At 63.9% G+C, this 17,986-nt stretch carries 14 protein-coding genes and 2 pseudogenes; 9 read left to right on the top strand and 7 right to left on the bottom strand.

Translation table 11 applies throughout. The features are described from left to right. Positions 1 to 19: 19 nt before the first annotated feature. The 6 genes from eutC to G6N54_RS11400 all read right to left on the bottom strand — a co-directional run bounded on the left by eutC (position 20) and on the right by G6N54_RS11400 (position 7,278). Complete coding sequence (gene eutC / locus G6N54_RS11425; RefSeq protein ID WP_163790262.1) at positions 20 to 793, bottom strand: ethanolamine ammonia-lyase subunit EutC; 774 nt, start codon at positions 791 to 793, stop codon at positions 20 to 22. Beyond that, positions 790 to 2,205: an ethanolamine ammonia-lyase subunit EutB gene (locus tag G6N54_RS11420; protein WP_163790261.1), complete on the bottom strand. Its 1,416-nt coding sequence runs from the start codon at positions 2,203 to 2,205 to the stop codon at positions 790 to 792. Before G6N54_RS11420 ends, eutC begins: the two co-directional genes overlap by 4 nt. Further along, entirely contained in the window at positions 2,202 to 3,626 is a 1,425-nt protein-coding gene (gene eat, locus G6N54_RS11415) for an ethanolamine permease (RefSeq protein ID WP_163790260.1), read from the bottom strand. Before eat ends, G6N54_RS11420 begins: the two co-directional genes overlap by 4 nt. Before the next feature lie 50 nt (positions 3,627 to 3,676). Next, on the bottom strand, positions 3,677 to 5,200 hold the full coding sequence (gene adh / locus G6N54_RS11410; protein WP_163790259.1) for an aldehyde dehydrogenase: 1,524 nt from the start codon (positions 5,198 to 5,200) through the stop codon (positions 3,677 to 3,679). A 105-nt stretch (positions 5,201 to 5,305) separates the two neighbouring features. Next, positions 5,306 to 6,601: a helix-turn-helix domain-containing protein gene (locus tag G6N54_RS11405; RefSeq protein ID WP_232073665.1), complete on the bottom strand. Its 1,296-nt coding sequence runs from the start codon at positions 6,599 to 6,601 to the stop codon at positions 5,306 to 5,308. A 182-nt stretch (positions 6,602 to 6,783) separates the two neighbouring features. Continuing rightward, positions 6,784 to 7,278, bottom strand: a complete 495-nt coding sequence (locus G6N54_RS11400) for a glutathione peroxidase (RefSeq protein WP_163790258.1) — start codon at positions 7,276 to 7,278, stop codon at positions 6,784 to 6,786. Between the two features lie 155 nt (positions 7,279 to 7,433). Here G6N54_RS11400 and G6N54_RS11395 point away from each other — a divergent pair, with 155 nt between their 5' ends. The 7 genes and pseudogenes from G6N54_RS11395 (at position 7,434) to G6N54_RS11365 (ending at position 14,063) form a co-directional block, all read left to right on the top strand. Then, positions 7,434 to 7,667 carry a hypothetical protein gene (locus tag G6N54_RS11395; RefSeq protein ID WP_163790257.1) on the top strand — a complete coding sequence of 78 codons (234 nt, stop codon included), beginning with the start codon at positions 7,434 to 7,436 and terminating at the stop codon, positions 7,665 to 7,667. A gap of 63 nt (positions 7,668 to 7,730) precedes the next feature. Then, positions 7,731 to 8,279: pseudogene (locus G6N54_RS11390) on the top strand (MFS transporter); the annotation flags it as partial. 2 nt (positions 8,280 to 8,281) lie between these two features. After that, positions 8,282 to 8,539, top strand: a pseudogene (locus G6N54_RS11385) (formyltransferase family protein); the annotation flags it as partial. Between the two features lie 1,082 nt (positions 8,540 to 9,621). After that, positions 9,622 to 10,182, top strand: coding sequence for a TetR/AcrR family transcriptional regulator (locus G6N54_RS11380; RefSeq protein WP_163790255.1), 561 nt, complete (start codon positions 9,622 to 9,624; stop codon positions 10,180 to 10,182). A 296-nt stretch (positions 10,183 to 10,478) separates the two neighbouring features. Then, positions 10,479 to 11,627 carry an amidohydrolase family protein gene (locus G6N54_RS11375; protein WP_163790254.1) on the top strand — a complete coding sequence of 383 codons (1,149 nt, stop codon included), beginning with the start codon at positions 10,479 to 10,481 and terminating at the stop codon, positions 11,625 to 11,627. A gap of 25 nt (positions 11,628 to 11,652) precedes the next feature. Continuing rightward, positions 11,653 to 13,272 (top strand): class I adenylate-forming enzyme family protein, encoded by a 1,620-nt coding sequence (locus G6N54_RS11370; RefSeq protein ID WP_163790253.1) that lies wholly within the window; start codon positions 11,653 to 11,655, stop codon positions 13,270 to 13,272. A gap of 2 nt (positions 13,273 to 13,274) precedes the next feature. Further along, positions 13,275 to 14,063 (top strand): thioesterase family protein, encoded by a 789-nt coding sequence (locus G6N54_RS11365; RefSeq protein ID WP_232073762.1) that lies wholly within the window; start codon positions 13,275 to 13,277, stop codon positions 14,061 to 14,063. Between the two features lie 32 nt (positions 14,064 to 14,095). Here the strand turns inward: G6N54_RS11365 and G6N54_RS11360 are convergent, their stop codons facing one another. After that, complete coding sequence (locus tag G6N54_RS11360; RefSeq protein WP_163790251.1) at positions 14,096 to 15,295, bottom strand: CaiB/BaiF CoA transferase family protein; 1,200 nt, start codon at positions 15,293 to 15,295, stop codon at positions 14,096 to 14,098. A 212-nt stretch (positions 15,296 to 15,507) separates the two neighbouring features. Between G6N54_RS11360 and G6N54_RS11355 the strand changes: the two genes are divergently transcribed. Both G6N54_RS11355 and G6N54_RS11350 read left to right on the top strand, forming a co-directional pair. Then, positions 15,508 to 16,695, top strand: a complete 1,188-nt coding sequence (locus tag G6N54_RS11355; protein WP_197939591.1) for an amidohydrolase family protein — start codon at positions 15,508 to 15,510, stop codon at positions 16,693 to 16,695. Between the two features lie 18 nt (positions 16,696 to 16,713). Beyond that, positions 16,714 to 17,973 carry an amidohydrolase family protein gene (locus tag G6N54_RS11350; RefSeq protein WP_163790250.1) on the top strand — a complete coding sequence of 420 codons (1,260 nt, stop codon included), beginning with the start codon at positions 16,714 to 16,716 and terminating at the stop codon, positions 17,971 to 17,973. The last annotated feature ends 13 nt before the right edge of the window (positions 17,974 to 17,986 follow it).

Below are 17,986 nucleotides of genomic sequence, written 5' to 3'. Positions count from 1 at the left end.
TCGCTACGGCAGCGGGTATTCAACGCACCTCGGTGTGCTGATCTGCTTCCAGCGTGACCGCCCGCGATGTGTCCTTCAATGCCACACCGGATCGTCCGAGTCGACGTGCGCCGGCAATGAGGCTCATGGCGATGCGGGCGGCTTCGCGGTAGCTGAGTCCATCGGGCGGACGGATGTTGGAGATGCAATTGCGGTCGGCGTCGGTGCAGCCGGGACGCGGCAGGTGTGTCAGGTAAATGCCGAGGCTGTCGGCGACGCTGAGGCCGGGGCGCTCACCGATGATCACCAGGAGCGTGCCGTAGTGCGCTTGCGTGGCAACGTGATCGCCGAGTGCGACGCGCGCTTGCGTAGCGATGACCGGCGGCGCAAGGCGGTAGGAAGTGCGTAACTGTGCGACGAGTTCCTGCAGCAGCGCCGGTCCGTGGTGCATCAACGCCGTTGGTGAAAGACCGTCCGCGAGAACGAATCCGACGTCAGCGGGTTCCTCGGGAACGACGATCGAATCGGCAAGCAGCCGGCCGAGATCTGGGCGGCGCAGATACTCTTCCCGCGAGGTTGCGCGACTGGTCACGATCACGGGTTCGCCGATGCCGATCGGCTCGATTTCCTGAGCGAGGCGCGTTATGTCGAGGGGGATGTGGACCGCGTCGCGAGCCGCGGCGTGCGCGCCGGCCAACTCCAGTACCTCGTGTGTGGGAAGCGCGTTTCCGGCCCGCCCCAAGCCGATCCGGGCCTGCGTCGTCTTGCGGAGCTCATCCCAAAATTGCTGACGGGCAAGGGATTCGGATGTCATGGCGCGCAAGCCGAGGTGAGGGACCGCAGGGGCGACTGCGCGACGTCGAATAGGGTGAGCCGCCCGGTCTGGTCGATCATGCCGATCTTGCGTAGCCAGCTCTCGAACTCGGGGGCCGGACGAAGACCAAGCGTGTGTCGAGTGAGCAGTACATCGTGAAACGACAGACTCTGGTAGCCCAGCATGATGTCGTCGGCGCCGGGAACCGTGATGACGAACGCCACGCGCGCCGCTGCCAGCAGCGTGAGCAAGGTGTCCATGTCGTTTTGGTCTGCCTCAGCGTGATTGGTGTAGCACACGTCCACGCCCATCGGCAGCCCGAGGAGCTTGCCGCAGAAGTGATCTTCGAGGCCGGCGCGGATGATCTGTCGGCCGTCATAGAGGTATTCGGGGCCGATGAAGCCAACGACGGTGTTCACCAGCAGCGGATCGAGGTCTCGGGCCACGGCATACGCACGCGCCTCCAGGGTTTGTTGATCGACCGGTTTGCCCCCCGTGCCCAGGTGGGCGTGTGAACTCAGCGCCGACCCCTGGCCGGTTTCCAGGTACATCACGTTGTTGCCCACGGTGCCGCGGTTGAGGGAACGGGCAGCGTCTCGGCCTTCACGCAGGACCGCAATGTCGACCCCGAAAGCCTTATTCGCACTTTCGGTACCGGCGACGGACTGAAAGACCAGGTCCACGGGCACACCCTGCTCGATCAATCCGATGGTCGTGGTGACGTGTGACAACACGCAGGACTGCGCGGGGATGTCGTAGCGCGACCGGATGGAGTCGAGGAGATACAGCAGGTCGGCCGTGGCGTGCGGTGAATCCGTCGCGGGATTGATGCCGATGACGGCGTCGCCGCAACCCAACAGGAGTCCGTCGAGAACTCCGGCCGCGATGCCGCGCGGATCGTCGGTTGGATGGTTGGGCTGCAGGCGCGTGGCCAGTGTGCCCTTGCCACCGATCGTAGTGCGGAACGCCGCGGTGACTTCGATCGCCGCCGCGACCGCGATCAGATCCTGGTTGCGCATGATTTTGCTGACGGCTGCCACCATTTCGGGTGTGACGCCCGTCTTGATGGCGCCGATCCGCTCGGCGCTGTCGTCGGCGGCAGCTTGTTCCAGCAACCAGTCGCGGAATCCACCGACGGTGAGGTGGGAGATGGCGGCGAACGCATCTCGGTCGTGCGTGTCGAGGATCAGGCGCGTGACTTCATCATCGTCGTATGGAACGACATCGTTGTTGAGGAACGTCTGCAACGACAGGTCAGCCAAAACCCATGCCGCAGATGCCCTTTCGGCGTCCGACTCCGCCGCGCAGCCGGCGAGTTGATCGCCGGAGCGCAATGGCGTCGCCTTCGCCATGACCTCGACGAGCCCGTCGAAGGCGTACGTCGTGCCCGAAATCTTTTGGCGGTAAATCATTTCAATTCGCTCTCGGCGCTCTTCAACATCGCGAACTCTTCGTCGGGGGAGTTGGCGACCAGTCGATGCCGGCTGTAGAACGCAAAGTAGGCCATGAAGGCCGCGAACACTCCGAGGCACCACAGTGCGGCAACGCTGTCGACCAGGAACGTGGCGATCACCGCCAGCACGGCGATTGCCAGTGCGAAACCGGAGGTTACGGCGCCGCCGGGAGTCCGGTAGGGCCGCCGCATCTGAGGTTCGCGGATGCGCAGCACGATGTGGCTGACCATCATCAGCACGTAGCTTACCGCCGCGCCAAACACCGCCATGTCCAGCAATAGTGCACCGTGACCGATCAGCGACAGGGCGAAGCCGATCACGCCCGGGACGATCAACGCCAGCGTGGGCGTCTTGCGGGAATTGGTGACCGACAACCGGGTGGGCAGGTATCCGGCGCGCGACAGGGCGAAGAGCTGGCGCGAGTAGGCGTAGATGATCGAGAAGAAGCTGGCGATCAGGCCGGCCAAGCCGATGTAGTTGACGGTCTTGCTGGCGGCGCCGTGCCCGAGTGCTTCGACCAGGGGATTGCCGGAGGACGACATCTGCTCGGCGCCACCGGCGCCGGTGGTGAGCACCAGCACCGCGGCGCAGGAGATGAGCAGTACGACAATGGCGGCGATGATGCCGCGTGGCACGTTGCGCTCGGGGTTGGCCGTCTCCTCGGCGGCCAGCGGAACGCCCTCTACCGCTAAGAAGAACCAGATGGCGAACGGAATCGCCGCCCAGATCCCGAGGTAGCCGTGGGGGAGGAACTTCGACGCGCCGAGGGCGTTGGCGGGAGCGATGTTCGTCAGGTTGGCCGTGTCGAAGTGGCCGGCCGCGGCGATGGCGAATACCAGTAAACCGACGAGCGCTATGGCGGTGATCACGAACATGACCTTCAGTGCTTCACCGACTCCGACAAGGTGGATGACGATGAAGAAGGCATAGACGGCGAGGTACACCCACCAGCCGTTGGTGATGCCGAAGAGATTGAGGGACTCGACGTAGGAGCCGATGAACGTGGCGATGGCGGCCGGAGCGATCGAGTATTCGATCAGGATGGCGGTGCCGGTGGCGAATCCACCCCAGGGACAGAGCGCGCGTCGGGCGAAGGTGTAGCCACCGCCTGCGGCCGGCAGCGCGGAGGACAATTCGGCCATACCCAGCACGAGCGCAAGGTACATGCCCGCGATCACCACGGACGCAATCGCCAGGCCGCCGAACCCGCCTTCGGCCAGTCCGAAGTTCCACCCCGAGTAGTCGCCGGAGATCACGTAACTGATACCCAGGCCGGCGAGCAGCAGCCAGCCGGCGCTGCCGGACTTCAGCTGGCGTTTCTCCAGATAGCTGGCTTCCTCGAGGTGCTCTTCGACTTTGCCGCTCTTGGTGGTCGTCATTGGCGTCCTTGCTTCGATTCGAAATGGGGCTGACTAGGTGGCGCTAGTGATCAGAAAAAGCCTTGGGCCTTATTGCTGTACGACACCAGCAGATTCTTGGTCCGCTGGTAGTGGTCGAGCATCATCTTGTGGTTCTCGCGGCCGATGCCGGACTGCTTGTACCCGCCGAATGCCGCGTGTGCGGGGTATTGGTGGTAGCAGTTCGTCCAGACGCGGCCGGCCTTGATGTCGCGTCCAGCGCGGTAGGCGGTGTTGCCGTCGCGGCTCCACACGCCGGCACCGAGACCGTAGAGGGTGTCGTTGGCGATTGAGATTGCGTCGTCGTAGTCGGTGAACGACGTGACCGCGACGACGGGCCCGAATATCTCCTCCTGGAAGATGCGCATGGCGTTGTGTCCGGTGAAGATCGTCGGCTGCATGTAGTAGCCGCCGGACAGGTCGCCACCGAGTTCGGCGCGTTCGCCGCCGATGATCACCGCGGCACCTTCGGATTTTCCGATCTCGATGTAGGAGAGGATCTTTTCGAGCTGGTCGTTGGAGGCTTGTGCGCCAATCATGGTCGCGGTGTCCAACGGGTCGCCCTGCCGCACGGCTTTGGTGCGGATCGCCGCCATCGCCAGGAACTCGTCGTAGATGTCGGCCTGAATCAACGATCGCGATGGACAGGTGCAAACCTCGCCCTGGTTGAGGGCGAACATGGTGAAGCCTTCCAGGGCTTTGTCTTGAAAGTTGTCATGCGCGGCCATCACGTCGGAGAAGAAGATGTTCGGGCTCTTGCCGCCCAGTTCCAGCGTCACCGGGATCAGGTTCTGCGAGGCGTATTGCATGATCAGCCGGCCGGTGGTGGTCTCGCCGGTGAAGGCGATCTTGGCGATGCGGTTGCTGGACGCCAGAGGCTTGCCGGCTTCGACGCCAAATCCGTTGACTACATTGAGGACGCCGGCGGGCAGCAGATCACCGATGAGGCTCAGCAAGTAGAGGATCGACGCCGGGGTTTGCTCGGCGGGCTTGAGGACCACGGTGTTACCGGCGGCCAGCGCGGGCGCCAGCTTCCAGGTGGCCATCAACAGCGGAAAGTTCCACGGAATGATCTGGCCGACTACGCCCAGAGGCTCGTGGAAGTGGTAGGCGACGGTGTCTTCGTCGATCTGTGATAGCGACCCCTCCTGTGTGCGCAGGACGCCCGCAAAGTAACGAAAGTGGTCCACTGCCAACGGAATATCCGCGTTGAGCGTTTCCCGAACGGGCTTGCCGTTATCCCACGACTCGGCGACCGCGATCGCTTCCAGGTTGGCCTCGATGCGGTCGGCGACCTTATGGAGGACCAGCGCCCGCTCGGCGGGTGCTGTCTTCGCCCACGCCGGTGCCGCGGCGTGAGCGGCGTCGAGGGCCTTCTCGACGTCACTGTCATCCGACTGGGCGACCTCGCAGAACACCTGACCGGTGACCGGCGTGCGGTTCTCGAAGTACCGTCCCGCAGTCGGGGCCACCCATTGGCCTCCGATGAAGTTGTCGTAGCGCGGGGCGAAGGACATCAACGATCTTTCGGTACCGGGGCGGGCGTACACGGACATGCGTTTCTCCTACTTCAATCCAACACTCGATGTGTCGGTGATCACTGAAGTTAAGGCGCTAGTTAGTTGCACCAAGGTTGCACATTTCGGTGGGACGAATGCTCGTCACGCCAGATCCGCATCCAGTCCGACGAGGTGCCCACGCGCCTCGGCTCGGATGCAAGCCGCCGCGCCGCGATGGTCGATCAGCGTGCGCCAGCCCTGACGATCGTCGCGTGCTTCGGGCAGATCGAGCCAGCGGCGTAGCAGTCGCGGGTCCCCGGTTGGGGATTCGGAGAGAACGGCTTCACGCAGGCTTGCGCTGAGTTCACTGCGCAGACGGGCGATCGCCGGCGATACTGACCGCGGTAGCAGGGAGCCCGTGTAGCGGTCCAGGGCCGCGTGCAGATCGCCCGAGCGCAAGAGGTCTATGACGTCGTCCATGTCGCTGCACACCGTGGTCAGGAGCCGGTAGGGCCGCGACGCGAGCACTGCCTCTCCGATGACCTTGCGCAACCGCGACATCTCGGCGCGAATGGTGACGACGTCGAGTTCCTTCTCGTCGAGAAGGTAGGCGAGGTGATCGGCGCTCAATCCCTCCGGATGGCGAATCAACAGAACCAGGATGTCGGCATGCCTGCCGGTCAGCGTCTTGCGTCGTGGGCCCGAGACGTCGTCGGTCGTTTCCCATGCTGGGCGATCCGGCCCGAGCACCGTCAGGCGAGCGCCCGTCGGTGGAGGCTGGGGCTGGGTGTACGTCAGCAGGGCGAGGTGATTCTCGATCGCGAGCGCGACCGCCCGGACCAACGCCAGTGTTTGCGAGGATGCGACCGACGCGCCACCGGTGAGGTCGAGAGAGCCGAGTAATTCACCGTTGCGGCGATCATGCAACGGTGTCGCCGTGCAGTTCCAGCGTTGCACGGGCCGGGAAAAGTGCTCACACGCACGAATCTGAATTTCTCGGTCCAAGGCCAGGGCGGTGCCTGGGGCGTTCGTGCCGGCGCCCCGTTCGCTCCAGTCGGCGCCCGGGACGAAGTTCATCGCCGTTGCCTTGCGACAGACGTCGGCATCTCCCTCTACCCACAGGATCATGCCGTCGGCCGAGGTGATGGCGACGGCCACTCCGGAATCCGATGCGTGATCCACGAGCAGGCGTCTGACGACGGGCAATGCCTCGGCGAGCGGATGGGCATTGCGAAGGGCGGTTAACCGGCCGGCGGCGGTCGCGACCTTGGCACCGCAATCGGGGTTGACTCCCGTAGCCAGGCTGCGTTGCCAACTCTCGACGATTACGCGCGGCAACTTGGCTGCTTCCAGATACGCGGCGTCGACTTCCCCGGTCACGAAGAGACCGTGCGCTGCCCGCACCGTCGTCGACGGTGCTCGTGTCGTCAGCCGGTCGCTGCGCCTGGTAGTTGCCACCGTGTTCACGCTTTCTAACTGCAGCCCAATGGTTCGGCCAGGCCCGTAGCGCGACGATACCGTCCTGTTCCGTGCGCCGACGGTCGTCTCAGTCAGTTCTCAGCAGGGACCACGCACAATGGAGAGATTGAGTGTTGATTTCCGTGATCTTGATGCGCGGCCCGACCCGGACGACTACGAACTCAGGCGATAGGGGTCAGCACCTCCTCGATGGCGGTGATGACCTCCGGGGCATTGGGCTCGGTGCGCGGCCGGAACCGGTTGGCCACCGTACCGTCGGGTGCGACCAGGAACTTCTCGAAGTTCCATTGGATGTCGCCCGCTTCGCCGTCGGCATCGGCGGCCTTGGTCAGCTCGGCGTACAGCGGGTGTCGGTCGTCGCCGTTGACGTCGGTCTTCGCCAGCAACGGGAAAGTCACCCCGTAGGTCGTCGAGCAGAACTGCTGAATCTCGTCCGCGGTGCCCGGCTCCTGACCCATGAATTGGTTGCACGGGACGCCGACGACGGTCAGGCCCCGGTCGCCGTAGTCCTTGGCCAGTTGTTCCAGGACGGTGTACTGCGGCGTTAGTCCACATTTGGAGGCTACGCTCACGACCAGCGTTGCGCCGTCGGATAATTCGGCCAGTGTGGTCGGTTTGCCGTCGAGGGTGGTGAGGGCGATGTTTTTGAGGGTCACGCCGATGACGCTAACGCAACGTGATTCTGGCGGCCAGGCCGTGCCGCCGCTCGGGAAATTCCGACCGTTCCCACACCCACGGAAGTGGGTAATCGAATCGGTAGCGCACGTGGCGTTTCGACAAATGGGTTTGCTAGTCGGGAAGGCGGGATCGAATGACCAATCAAGAGGGGAGCCGGTGGGACGTCAGCATCAAGAGCAACGCGGTTTGCCTAGAGCGCATCTCCGACGACGAAGACCACGTGTTCGAAGATTCGCTGGCATCCGACGAGGCCCGGGAACTGGCGGGGCTGTTGACGAAGTTCGCCGACAAGCTCGACGAGTCCGAGGATCCAGGCGAGTCCGACGAGTCTGAGGAGGCCAACAACTCCGACGAGTCGGAGGACTAGACCCCGGCAGGGCTACCCGGCGGTCGACGCAACGTCGGCGAAACGCATTCGGTTGCCGTCGATATGCTCGGCAACGCTATGAACGACGCGCCTTCGGCAACCATCGGACAATCGGGCGTGGGTGAGGCCGACCACCCCGACAGGCTCGACGCCAGGCTGCTCCGGATCGGCGCGGTGTGCGGCCTGGCCGCCCTGCTGGGGTTTTTGGATGCGACCGCGGTCGCGGTGGCCCAGCGCACTTTTGCCGCCGAATTCGGATCCACCCCAGCCGTCGTCTCGTGGACGATCGCCGGCTACCTGCTCGCGTTCGCGGCCGTCGTCCCGGTAACCGGTTGGGCGGTCGACAGATTCGGCACCAAGCGACTTTTCTTGGGTGCGGTCGCAATATTCACGGCAGCGTCGCTGCTGTGCGTAATCGCGCCAAACATATGGTGGCTCATCGCATTTCGGGTGCTGCAGGGAATCGGTGGCGGCATCTTGTCACCGCTGAGTTTTGTGATCGTCACCCGCGAGGCCGGCCCCAAACGACTCGGCCGCCTGGTCGCGGTTGGGGCAGTACCCTTCTTACTCGGCCCTATTGGCGGGCCGATCCTCGGCGGGTGGTTGATCGGCAGGCGCTGATCAGTGGCGAGTCGGAGTTCGGGCTGACCGTGCACCGGATGGACGACGGTCTGGACACCGGCGACATCCTGGTGCAGCATTCGCTACCGATCGGCCCGACCGATACCGGCACCGAATTGGTCATACGGGGCATGGACCTGATTCCCGGCGCACTGGACGAGGCGTTGACCGCGCTGGAGTCCGGCACCGCGGTCTTTCGGCCACAGAGCAAGGCGGATCGGACGTACTTCCACAAGCGTTCGGAGCGCGACAGGGTTGCGTGGCTATAGACGCGTTCAAACGTGTACTCGAGCGTCCCGATTTGATGAACCTGGAGTCGCAAGAACGAGTCAGAACGATCTTGCTGGGTTTCCCAAAGTAGGTCGAAGACAAGCTCGTTTTGTCTTGGAGAGCCTGGCTCGGACAGTGCCGCGCGCTCGGCACGGCGGATACCGGGGAGCTAGCCGACGCTGCGATGGTACTGTGACCAGCGCTTATGCAACGAAGATTAACAGCCTCTCGCGACACGCCGATGTTTTGTCAAAGTACCCAGGCGTGTCTTGTCAATCTTCGCTGCATCTCGACAGCCGCTCCTGCTGCGTGCCAACGCGATCAATATCGATTACGATTGGCGACACATGTTGGGGCAGAGGCGTTTTGACCAGTTGTGAGAGACGCTAAAGATCTTGCTTACGCAAGACTCTCGTGTCGTAGCCGGCCCTTCGAATGAACTCGGCTGCCGTTGAGTATGGTGCGGCCGCGAACTGCTCGACCGCGACAGACAGACGAACAGTGTCTAAGGGCGACTCTGCGGTGCAGACGAAGGCGCCGCAGAATCCTGCGGACATCGCACGGAGCAGCGTGACTCGTATCAGAGGGCGCTTACAGGAAGCCGTATGTCCGGTGGAGACCGACTGCAAATGCCAGGCCCGACACCGGGCGGGCGACAGCCCGACGCGCCCGCGAGTGCAGCGCCCGCTCGCCGCTGCACATCGTCTTTGCGCAAATCGCGAATGAGACTTCACCAATTCTGATACTCGTGCTTCCTGATTATGGGTGCCGGGAACTCCGATGGCCGACGTTGCAGGTGCCGGCAGGCGACACAACAACCCGTTTACGCGGACCGGTCGGCTACTCTTGACGGCAAGTGACCAGCTCGGATAAGGCGGAGATCGTGGCCAGAACAGCAAAAAGGGCGGCAGTGCGAGACGTGCCGAACAACGGCGCGCCTGTCGAGGACACCAGTCGCGATGCCCTCAGTGCGGGACCGTGGCGCGACCGCGTTGTCGCCCGCTCCTTGGGAGCGGCGCGGTCCCAATCGATCGACCGCGGTGCTGCGTTCGTACGCGCCGCGATGGAAATCCTCGAGGTGGAGGGGGAGAGCCTGACGGTTCAGGATGTCGCCGATCGGGCAGGCTTCTCGCTGCGGATCCTCTACCGGCACTTCGCGAGTAAGGACGATCTGTTGGCGGCGGTGCTGGAGGAAAGCCTGTCTACGGCGGTCAAGAGGATGCGCACCCAGTCGGCGAAGATCACCGATCCCGTCCAGCGTCTGGCGACGTTTATCGCCGACCTCGTCAGCAACGAGCGCACCCCGTTCACGGTTGCGTTGGCCAAGCACGAACTCGCGTTGCGAGCCGAGCGTGCCGATGAGGTGGCTCGTGCCCACGCCCCGATGGCACAGCTGGCGCTCGAGGTGGTGTCGTCAGTCGCCAGCGAGGGGAAGATGACTCATTGTCGGCCGGAGGATGCGGTGTCGCTGATCTTCGCCACCACACGCTCGTACAACTACTCCAAACTGCTGGGGGATACCAGTGGTCTGACTGTCACGGCCGGTCCAGCTGCTGCCCCCGCGGGCCAAAGCGATGTCGTTGCTTATTGTTTGCGCGGTATCGGCGTCTCAGCTAATACCTAGACATCCATCGCAGGGCCTCTTGCGTTGACACGTGTCGACCAACTGACGGCCAAAATCTGTGGCTAAGGCCTGCCCGATGATCGGGCGCCCGGTGCGCGGCGGGCAGCGCCTAAAGCGTCGTATCCTGGCGACGTTTAGACAACTTGCATAATATGCTAGCGTGACATGCGAGATATAGAAGTACGATTTGCAATCCCGGACCTGATACGCGGGTGTTCCAGCACGAATCGCGGACAGCGGACGAAACCTCAGGTCCGTGTTCGCCGATGGGCACCCGCCGGAGGAAGGACGACCAGATGACCGTCACGGATTCGATCCCGCAGTCAACGGAAGCCAAGGTGTCGGACATCGGCCTGGTCTCGGCGGACTCTCACGTCAACGAGCCCCGGGATCTGTGGTCGGAAAACCTCCCGCCATCGCTGCGTTCACAGGCCATGCAAGGACTGCAGTCGGGCGAGGACGGCAGTTGGAAGGTGGTCTTCGAGGGCAAGCATGTCTTCAAGAAGGACATGGCTTCCGAAGCCGAACGGCTTTCGGTGCTCGATCCCGCGAAGCGCTTCGAAGTGTTGCGGTCCGAGGGCATCGTCGCCGAGACGATCTTCCCCACCATCGGGTTGTACGTCTGGCTACTGGAAGATGCCAAGGGCGGCCAGGCCAGCTGTCACATCTACAACGACTGGATCTACGACACCCTGCAGCGCGCGTCGGACCGCTTCTGCTGTGCGGGCATCATCCCCACCTGGGAGCCCGAGAACGCCGCCGTTGAAGTCGAGCGCGTCGCCGAACAGGGGCTGCGGGCCATCATGCTGCCCTCTCACACCGAGGTGGCATGGAACCACCGGGTATGGGACCCGATGTGGGACGCCATCGACGCCGCGAGGCTACCCGTAGTCATGCATCAGGGCACCGGCTTCAACACCATCTGGTACCGAGGGCCCGGCGCCACCGTCGCGAACCTGGTGTCGACCCAGACCATCGCACCACGGGTGGCGACTCTGTTGGCGACGTCGGGAGTGCTCGAGCGTCACCCCAACCTCCATGTCGTCTTCGTCGAGTTCAACACCGGCTGGATCGCCTGGGTTGAAGAACTGATGGACTACTACGACAAGGTGTTCCGCGAATACGACGAAATCCGCAAAGATCAGCAGACCAAGCCGACGGTGTACCCCGATCTCGCACATCCGCCCAGCTGGTACGTCCAGCGACAATGCCACGCGACCTTTCAGGTCGACCACATCGGGATGCGCAATGTGCCAATGTCAGGCGACGTTTCGCTGATGTGGGGCCACGACTATCCGCACGAGGAGGGGACCTACCCCAATTCGCGCCGACTCGTCGATGAGCAGGCCGCGCACGTCTCACCGGAGCAAGCACGAAAGATATTCCGGGAGAACGCCATCGAGGTGTTCCGGTTCGATCGAAAGCTCTTGGCCCAGCCGTTCTGACAGCGGAAGCCCGGAGGACTGACACATGGCGACGCCGATCGAAGCGGCGACGATCGGGCAACTGCTCCGCACGGCAGCCGACAGCTTCGGCGACGCCGACGCCGTCGTTGCGGGTGGTACGCGGTTGACATTCACCGAACTCGACCAACGCACACGAACCCTGGCGCGCAATCTGATCGGACGCGGGGTCACCAAGGGCTGCCATGTCGGCATCTCCTTCGGCAACGACACCGACTTCATCGTGTCGCTGTTGGCCGTCAGCCGCATCGGGGCGGTTGCCGTGCCGATCTCGGCCTTCGCTCGTGGCCGGGAGCTGTTGCGGCTGCTGCGCTACGGTGATGTCGCTGCCATCTTGACCGCGCGCACCATGATGGGCACCGATCAGGTCGAGCGCCTCGCGGCGGCATTGCCGGGGCTGGAATCCGCTCGCGGACCGTTCCTTACGCTGCCCGACGTGCCAAATCTGCGGTGGGTCGACTTCGTGAATGCCGAAGCCGGCTTGCCCCCGTGGGCGTCCTCCGCGCAGTACGGCCACCCCTCAACCCCTGTCAGCGAGGCATTGTTGGAGGCGGTCGAGGCCGATGTCCTCGGCACTGACGTGGCGCTGATGATCCACACCTCGGGGACCACGGCGGACCCCAAAGGGGTTCCGCACCTTCATGACACGGTGTGCTTCCGTGCGCGGTACCTGGCCGAGCGGATGCAGTACCGGCCCGGCGAACGGACATACACCAGCCACGTGCTCTTCTGGATCGGTGGACTCACGATGAGCTTGTTCACCAGCCTTGCCGCGGGCGCCACCTCGGTGTGGTGCGAGCGCTTCGGCGCGGGTGAGGTGCTCGCGCTGATCGAACGAGAGAAGGTCACCCGACTGGTCATCTATCCGCACCAGGTTGAACAACTACTCGCGCATTCTGCCTTCGCCACAACCGATCGCGCTTCGCTGCGGGTTGCCGATCCGCGCCTGGTGGTCGGCCACGAGGGCGACGGTATCCGCACCCCTGAGGGCCACCGCATGGCGTTGGGGATGTCGGAAACCTTCGGCCCGTTCTCCTGGGGATCGGGCGGTGCCAACCACATCGCGGCGATCGAGGACATTCAGCCGGGCCTGGAAGTCCGGGTCGTCGACGAGCACAACCAGTCCGTCGCCGACGGGGAGACCGGTGAGATCGCGGTGCGGGGCCGGTGTGTCACGCCCGGTTACTACAAGCGGCCCAAGGACTTCGGATTCGACGCCGACGGATGGTTGCACACCGGCGACCGGGGGCTGCGCGACGGGAATTCGATCCACTACCTTGGCCGCCTGACTCAGATGATCAAGACCGCGGGAGCCAACGTCGCTCCAGCGGAGGTGGCAGAAGCGATGCTTGCCCTTAACGGTGTGCGCGAGGCGTATGTGGTGCCGGTACCCGACGACACGCGCGGGCAACTCGTCGCCGCAGCGGCGGTCCTCGATAGCGGTAGCGGGCTCGACGCGGCGCGGATCAGGGCAGAGTTGAAGAGGGATCTGTCCCCGTACAAGGTTCCGACACTTGTCGCGATATTCGAGTCCGAGGAGATCCCGTGGACACCAACGTTCAAGGTCCGCACCCATCAGCTCACCGACATGATTCTGGCGCGGGTGGCGCAGAGTGCGCCGCGGTGAGCATGGTCGACGAGTGCCAATTGGAGCGAACCTGCGCCGGTGTCTATGAGCGCGAGGTGGGCCGGGGCTGGTTGGCACAGGGGTCCGTGCATGGCGGCTACGTACTTGCATTGGCGATCAGCGCGGTGGAGACCGAATTCGCTGGATCCGAGATGATGCTCCAACAGCTGACGTTGCACTACCTGCGCCCAATCGTCGACGGCCGGTTGCGAGTAGAGGTGACCGTCGAACGACAGGGCCGCCGAATGGCCAACGTGTCCGTCCGGCTGTTCTCTGCGGAACGGCTTTCCGGCCTCGGGGTGGCCTCGGTAGCGCAGCGGCGCAAGACCGGCGAAGTAGCCCTTGTCGATGCACCACTGGTGAAACCCTATGATCCCAATGAGAATTCGGCCCACACGCGTGCGCTGACACCGATTCATGAACGGCTGTGGATTCAGCCCCGGATCAAAGACGGAGACGGGCACCGCGTGTCACGCGTGGGCGGGTGGGTCGCGCCGCGAACCGCCGAGCCTATCGACCACCGGTGGGTCGCCGTGCTGGTGGATCTGTGGGCTCCGGCGGTGTATCGGGCCTGGACACCGCGGCACACGGTGACAACCGTAGACCTCACCTACCACCTGCGCCACGAACTTCCGGATCAGGATGTCCCGGCGGGTAGCCCGCTATTGGTCGTGCTCACCAACCGGGTCTCCGCCGGCGGCTTCGTCGACGAGGACGTGGAGGTATGGACTTGCACAGGCGTGCTGCTGGCGCAGAGCCGGCAGATGCGATTCGTCAATGACATTGGCTAGCAACCGTTACCACATGCGAGTCTTCGGAACCGTCACAGAACGGCGCCGGCGACTTTGAGCTCCAGGATTTTTTCGGTCTCGTACCCGAGTTCGGTCAGGACCTCGTCGGTGTGCTCGCCGTGCTCAGGAGCACGTGCCAACACGGGCGGCGACTCGTCGAACTGTATTGGCCCGGAAACGATTGCGAACCTGGTGCCATCGTCCAGCGCGATCTCGCGAAGGTATCCGTTGGCCTGCACCTGGGGGTCGGCGAGCACTTCGTTGGGTCGCAGCACAGGAGCCCAGACGCCTTCGACGTCGGCCAGGACGGTGCGCCATTCGTCGAACGATCGCGCCGCAAACATCGCGTCGAGTTCGGCGATGCAGGCCCGGCGATTCGCGTAACGCGCCTTGGCCGAACAGAACCGCGCATCGCTGGCCAGATCAGGGCGCCCGCCTTTGGTCACGAACTCGTCCCAGTAGCGATCCGACTGCAACATCACCAGTGTGATGTACCGCTCGTCGCCGGTGCGGTAGACGTTGACGACCGGATTGGGCACGTTGTAGCGATCAGTCGTCGCCGGTTCGTAGGAACCGTTCACCCCGGCGCCGAGCAGGCTCGCCCCGGCCGCCCACATCGCGGTGTGCAGAAGCGAGTTGTCGACGACGGTCGATCGTCCGGTGCGCTCTCGATGGAACAGGGCAGCGGCGATGCCGCCGGCGATGGTCATGCCGCCGATGAGATCTCCGAAGGCCGGGCCCGGCTGGCGCATTGGCCACCCGTCGCTGCTACCGGTGGCGATGTCGGCGATCGATCGCGCCCAAAACGCACTTCCGTCGTAACCGCCGCGGTCGCGTTCGGGGCCGCGCTGGCCCTGCCCCGACCCGCGAACGTAGATGATGTCCGGATTTGCCTCGCGCAGATCTTCAACCTCGATACGCAAGGCCGCGCGCGCTGGCGGGAGAAAGTTGGTCAGAAACACGTCACTGGTGGCGGCCAACTCCATGAGCACCTGGCGGCCCGCGTCAGACCGCAGATCCAGCCCCACGCTGCGTTTTCCGCGGTTGGGTAGCTCCACCATGGTGTTGACCGCGGCCGCCTGAACCAGGCCCGAGGTGATCAGGCCTCGCTGCGGGTCGCCGGTCTCGGGGTGCTCGATCTTGATGACATCGGCTCCCCACTCGGCTAGGACTGCGCCCGCCGCGGGCACGTACGTCCAGGCGGCGACCTCGAGCACGCGTACCCCTTGCATGACTTTCGGGTGAGCACCGCCACCGGAATCCGTTCGGGAAATGATTGCCTCCTTTGGGCCCCACGCCACGCTCGGCGGTGTTGAGGGACGTTCTGGTCCGCGATACGCGGCGCGTTTATCTGACTTGCAGATTATGCTAGCGTGACATGAAAAGAATGGAAGCGCCAAATTCAGTGCCCGTCGCTGTCCGGCGGGCGGTAGGAAGGACCGACGTGCCGCAGCTCAATTTCCCGGTGTTCGATGGCGACCACCACCTCTACGAGACTGAGGAATCGTTCACCCGGTACCTGCCCGCCGAGTTGAAGGACGTCTTCCGGTACATCACGGTCGATGGCCGCACCAAAGTGGCGATCCGCAACAAGGTCAGTGACTACATCCCCAACCCGACCTTCGAGGTGGTCGCCCGGCCGGGCGCGACGATGGACTTCTACTCGGGCAACAACCCGGAGGGAAAGTCGCTGCGCGAGATCATGGGCAAGCCGATGCGCAGCATTCCCGCGTTCCGCAATCCAGCCGATCGCCTGGCGCTACTCGACGAGCTCGGCATTGACTCGGCGCTGATGTTCCCCACACTCGCGTCACTGGTTGAGGTCAACTTCCTGGACCTGCCCGACATCACCGAGAAGCTCATCCACGGGTTCAACCGCTGGCTGCTCGACGAGTGGACGTTCAATTACCAGGACCGGATCTTCCCCACGCCTGTCGTCAACCCCAGTGTGGTCGAGAAGGGCATCGCCGAGCTGGAGTTCTGCCTCGAGCACGGCGCCAAAGTGGTCCTCATGCGTCCGGGTCCGGTGGCGGGCAGCCCGGTGACACGGTCGCCGTTCCTGCCCGAGTTCGATCCGTTCTGGGCGCGGGTACAGGAGGCCGGGGTCTTGGTGGCACTGCACGCATCCGACTCGGGATACCAGAAGTACATCAACGACTGGGAGGGACGCCAGATCGAGTTCTCCGCCTTCAAGCCGTCGACGTTCGCAGCGGCGGCGATGGGCGCACGCCCGATCTCCGACACGATCTATTCGGCGATCTGCCACGGCATGTTGATCCGGTTCCCCAACGTGCGGCTGATCTCGGTGGAAAACGGCGGCGGCTGGGTGCTGCCGGCGCTGAAAACCCTTGAGGGCGTGTACAAGAAGATGCCCCAGGAGTTCACCGAGCACCCCAAGGACACGTTCCTGCGATCCGTCTACGTCAACCCGTTCTGGGAGGACTCCATCGACACCCTGATCGACACCATTGGAGCCGACCGGGTGGTGTTCGGATCCGACTACCCACACCCTGAGGGCCTTGCCGAGCCGTTGTCGTGGCTCGACGAGCTCGGTCACCGCACTGACGAGGAGGTCCGCAAGATCATGGGCGGAAACCTCTACGACGTCCTCGGCTTGACCACGCGCGTCTGATCGCAAGGAGCGAGACTCGTGAATATCGGCGATCTGATCCTCGTCAGCGTCGATGACCACCTCATTGAACCGCCCGACGTGTTCGACAATCATCTGCCCGCCAAGTACCTGGACCGGGCGCCGAAGCTCGTCCCTGGACCAAACGGGGTGGAGCGCTGGGTGTTCCAGGATATGGAAATCGGATCGGTGGGTCTCAACGCGGTCGCTAGTTGGCCGAAAGAGGAGTGGTCGCTCGATCCGGTCGGGATGGCCGAGATGCGGCCGGGGTGTTACGACGTCCACCATCGGGTCCGCGATATGGACGCCGCCGGCATTCTCATGTCGATGTGCTTCCCGACGATGGGCGGTTTCAGCGGCAGAGCGTTCAACGACTCCGCCGACAAGGAACTCACCGGGGTGGTCATCAGCGCGTACAACGACTGGCACATCGACGAGTGGTGCGGTGCATACCCGGGACGGTTCATCCCGTTGGGGGTGCTGCCGCTGTGGGACGTCGACGCCTGCATTGCAGAACTGCGTCGGCTAGCCGCCAAAGGCGTTCGCGCCGTGACATTCCCGGAGACCCCGTATGCGATTGGCCTGCCGAGCTTCCAAAGCGGGCACTGGGATCCGCTGCTGAAGGTCGTCTCTGAACTCGGCGTGGTGCTGTGCCTGCACATTGGTCTCGGGATACGTCTGCTCCAACAGGCGCCGGATTCATCTGTGGACAACTTCATCGTGATCGCCGGGCAGATCTCGGCGATCACCGCATCCGATCTGCTGCTCGGGCCGACCCTGCGTAAGTTCCCGGACCTGCGAATCGCGTTGTCCGAGGGCGGGATTGGCTGGATTCCGTTCTTCCTGGATAGGGCCGACCGCCATCACAACAACCAGGTGTGGACCGGCAACCGCGACCAGCGCCTACCCAGCGAGGTGTTCAAGGAACACGTGCTGGCCTGTTTCATCACTGACCCGTCCGGGCTGCAGCTGCGCCAGCAGATCGGGGTCGACAACATCGCCTGGGAATGCGACTACCCCCACTCGGACTCGAACTGGCCGCACGCCGCTGAGGAGCTGCACGAGGAGCTGTGGAACGCCAATGCCACCGACGAGGAGATCCACAAGATCACCTGGCAGAACAGCTGCCGTTTCTTCGGCGTCGATCCGTTCGCGACGGTTCCGCGTGAGCAGGCCACGGTCGCTGCGTTGCGCGCAGGCGCGGCCGACGTCGATACCAGCGAGGTGTCCCGACGCGTGTGGCGTGAACGATTCGAGGCGGCACAGGCCGCGGCCTCCTAGTCGGTAGCTTCGG

It is taken from the genome of Mycobacterium stomatepiae (assembly GCF_010731715.1).
Classification (GTDB): domain Bacteria; phylum Actinomycetota; class Actinomycetes; order Mycobacteriales; family Mycobacteriaceae; genus Mycobacterium; species Mycobacterium stomatepiae.
This window is presented reverse-complemented; position numbering and strand designations above follow the sequence as displayed.

Coding starts and splice junctions, on each gene's coding strand:
- eutC (WP_163790262.1), bottom strand. CDS start 793: ATGACATCCGAATCCCTTGCCCGTCAGCAATTTTGGGATGAGCTCCGC.
- G6N54_RS11420 (WP_163790261.1), bottom strand. CDS start 2,205: ATGATTTACCGCCAAAAGATTTCGGGCACGACGTACGCCTTCGACGGG.
- eat (WP_163790260.1), bottom strand. CDS start 3,626: ATGACGACCACCAAGAGCGGCAAAGTCGAAGAGCACCTCGAGGAAGCC.
- adh (WP_163790259.1), bottom strand. CDS start 5,200: ATGTCCGTGTACGCCCGCCCCGGTACCGAAAGATCGTTGATGTCCTTC.
- G6N54_RS11395 (WP_163790257.1), top strand. CDS start 7,434: ATGACCAATCAAGAGGGGAGCCGGTGGGACGTCAGCATCAAGAGCAAC.
- G6N54_RS11380 (WP_163790255.1), top strand. CDS start 9,622: ATGGAAATCCTCGAGGTGGAGGGGGAGAGCCTGACGGTTCAGGATGTC.
- G6N54_RS11375 (WP_163790254.1), top strand. CDS start 10,479: ATGACCGTCACGGATTCGATCCCGCAGTCAACGGAAGCCAAGGTGTCG.
- G6N54_RS11370 (WP_163790253.1), top strand. CDS start 11,653: ATGGCGACGCCGATCGAAGCGGCGACGATCGGGCAACTGCTCCGCACG.
- G6N54_RS11365 (WP_232073762.1), top strand. CDS start 13,275: ATGGTCGACGAGTGCCAATTGGAGCGAACCTGCGCCGGTGTCTATGAG.
- G6N54_RS11360 (WP_163790251.1), bottom strand. CDS start 15,295: ATGCAAGGGGTACGCGTGCTCGAGGTCGCCGCCTGGACGTACGTGCCC.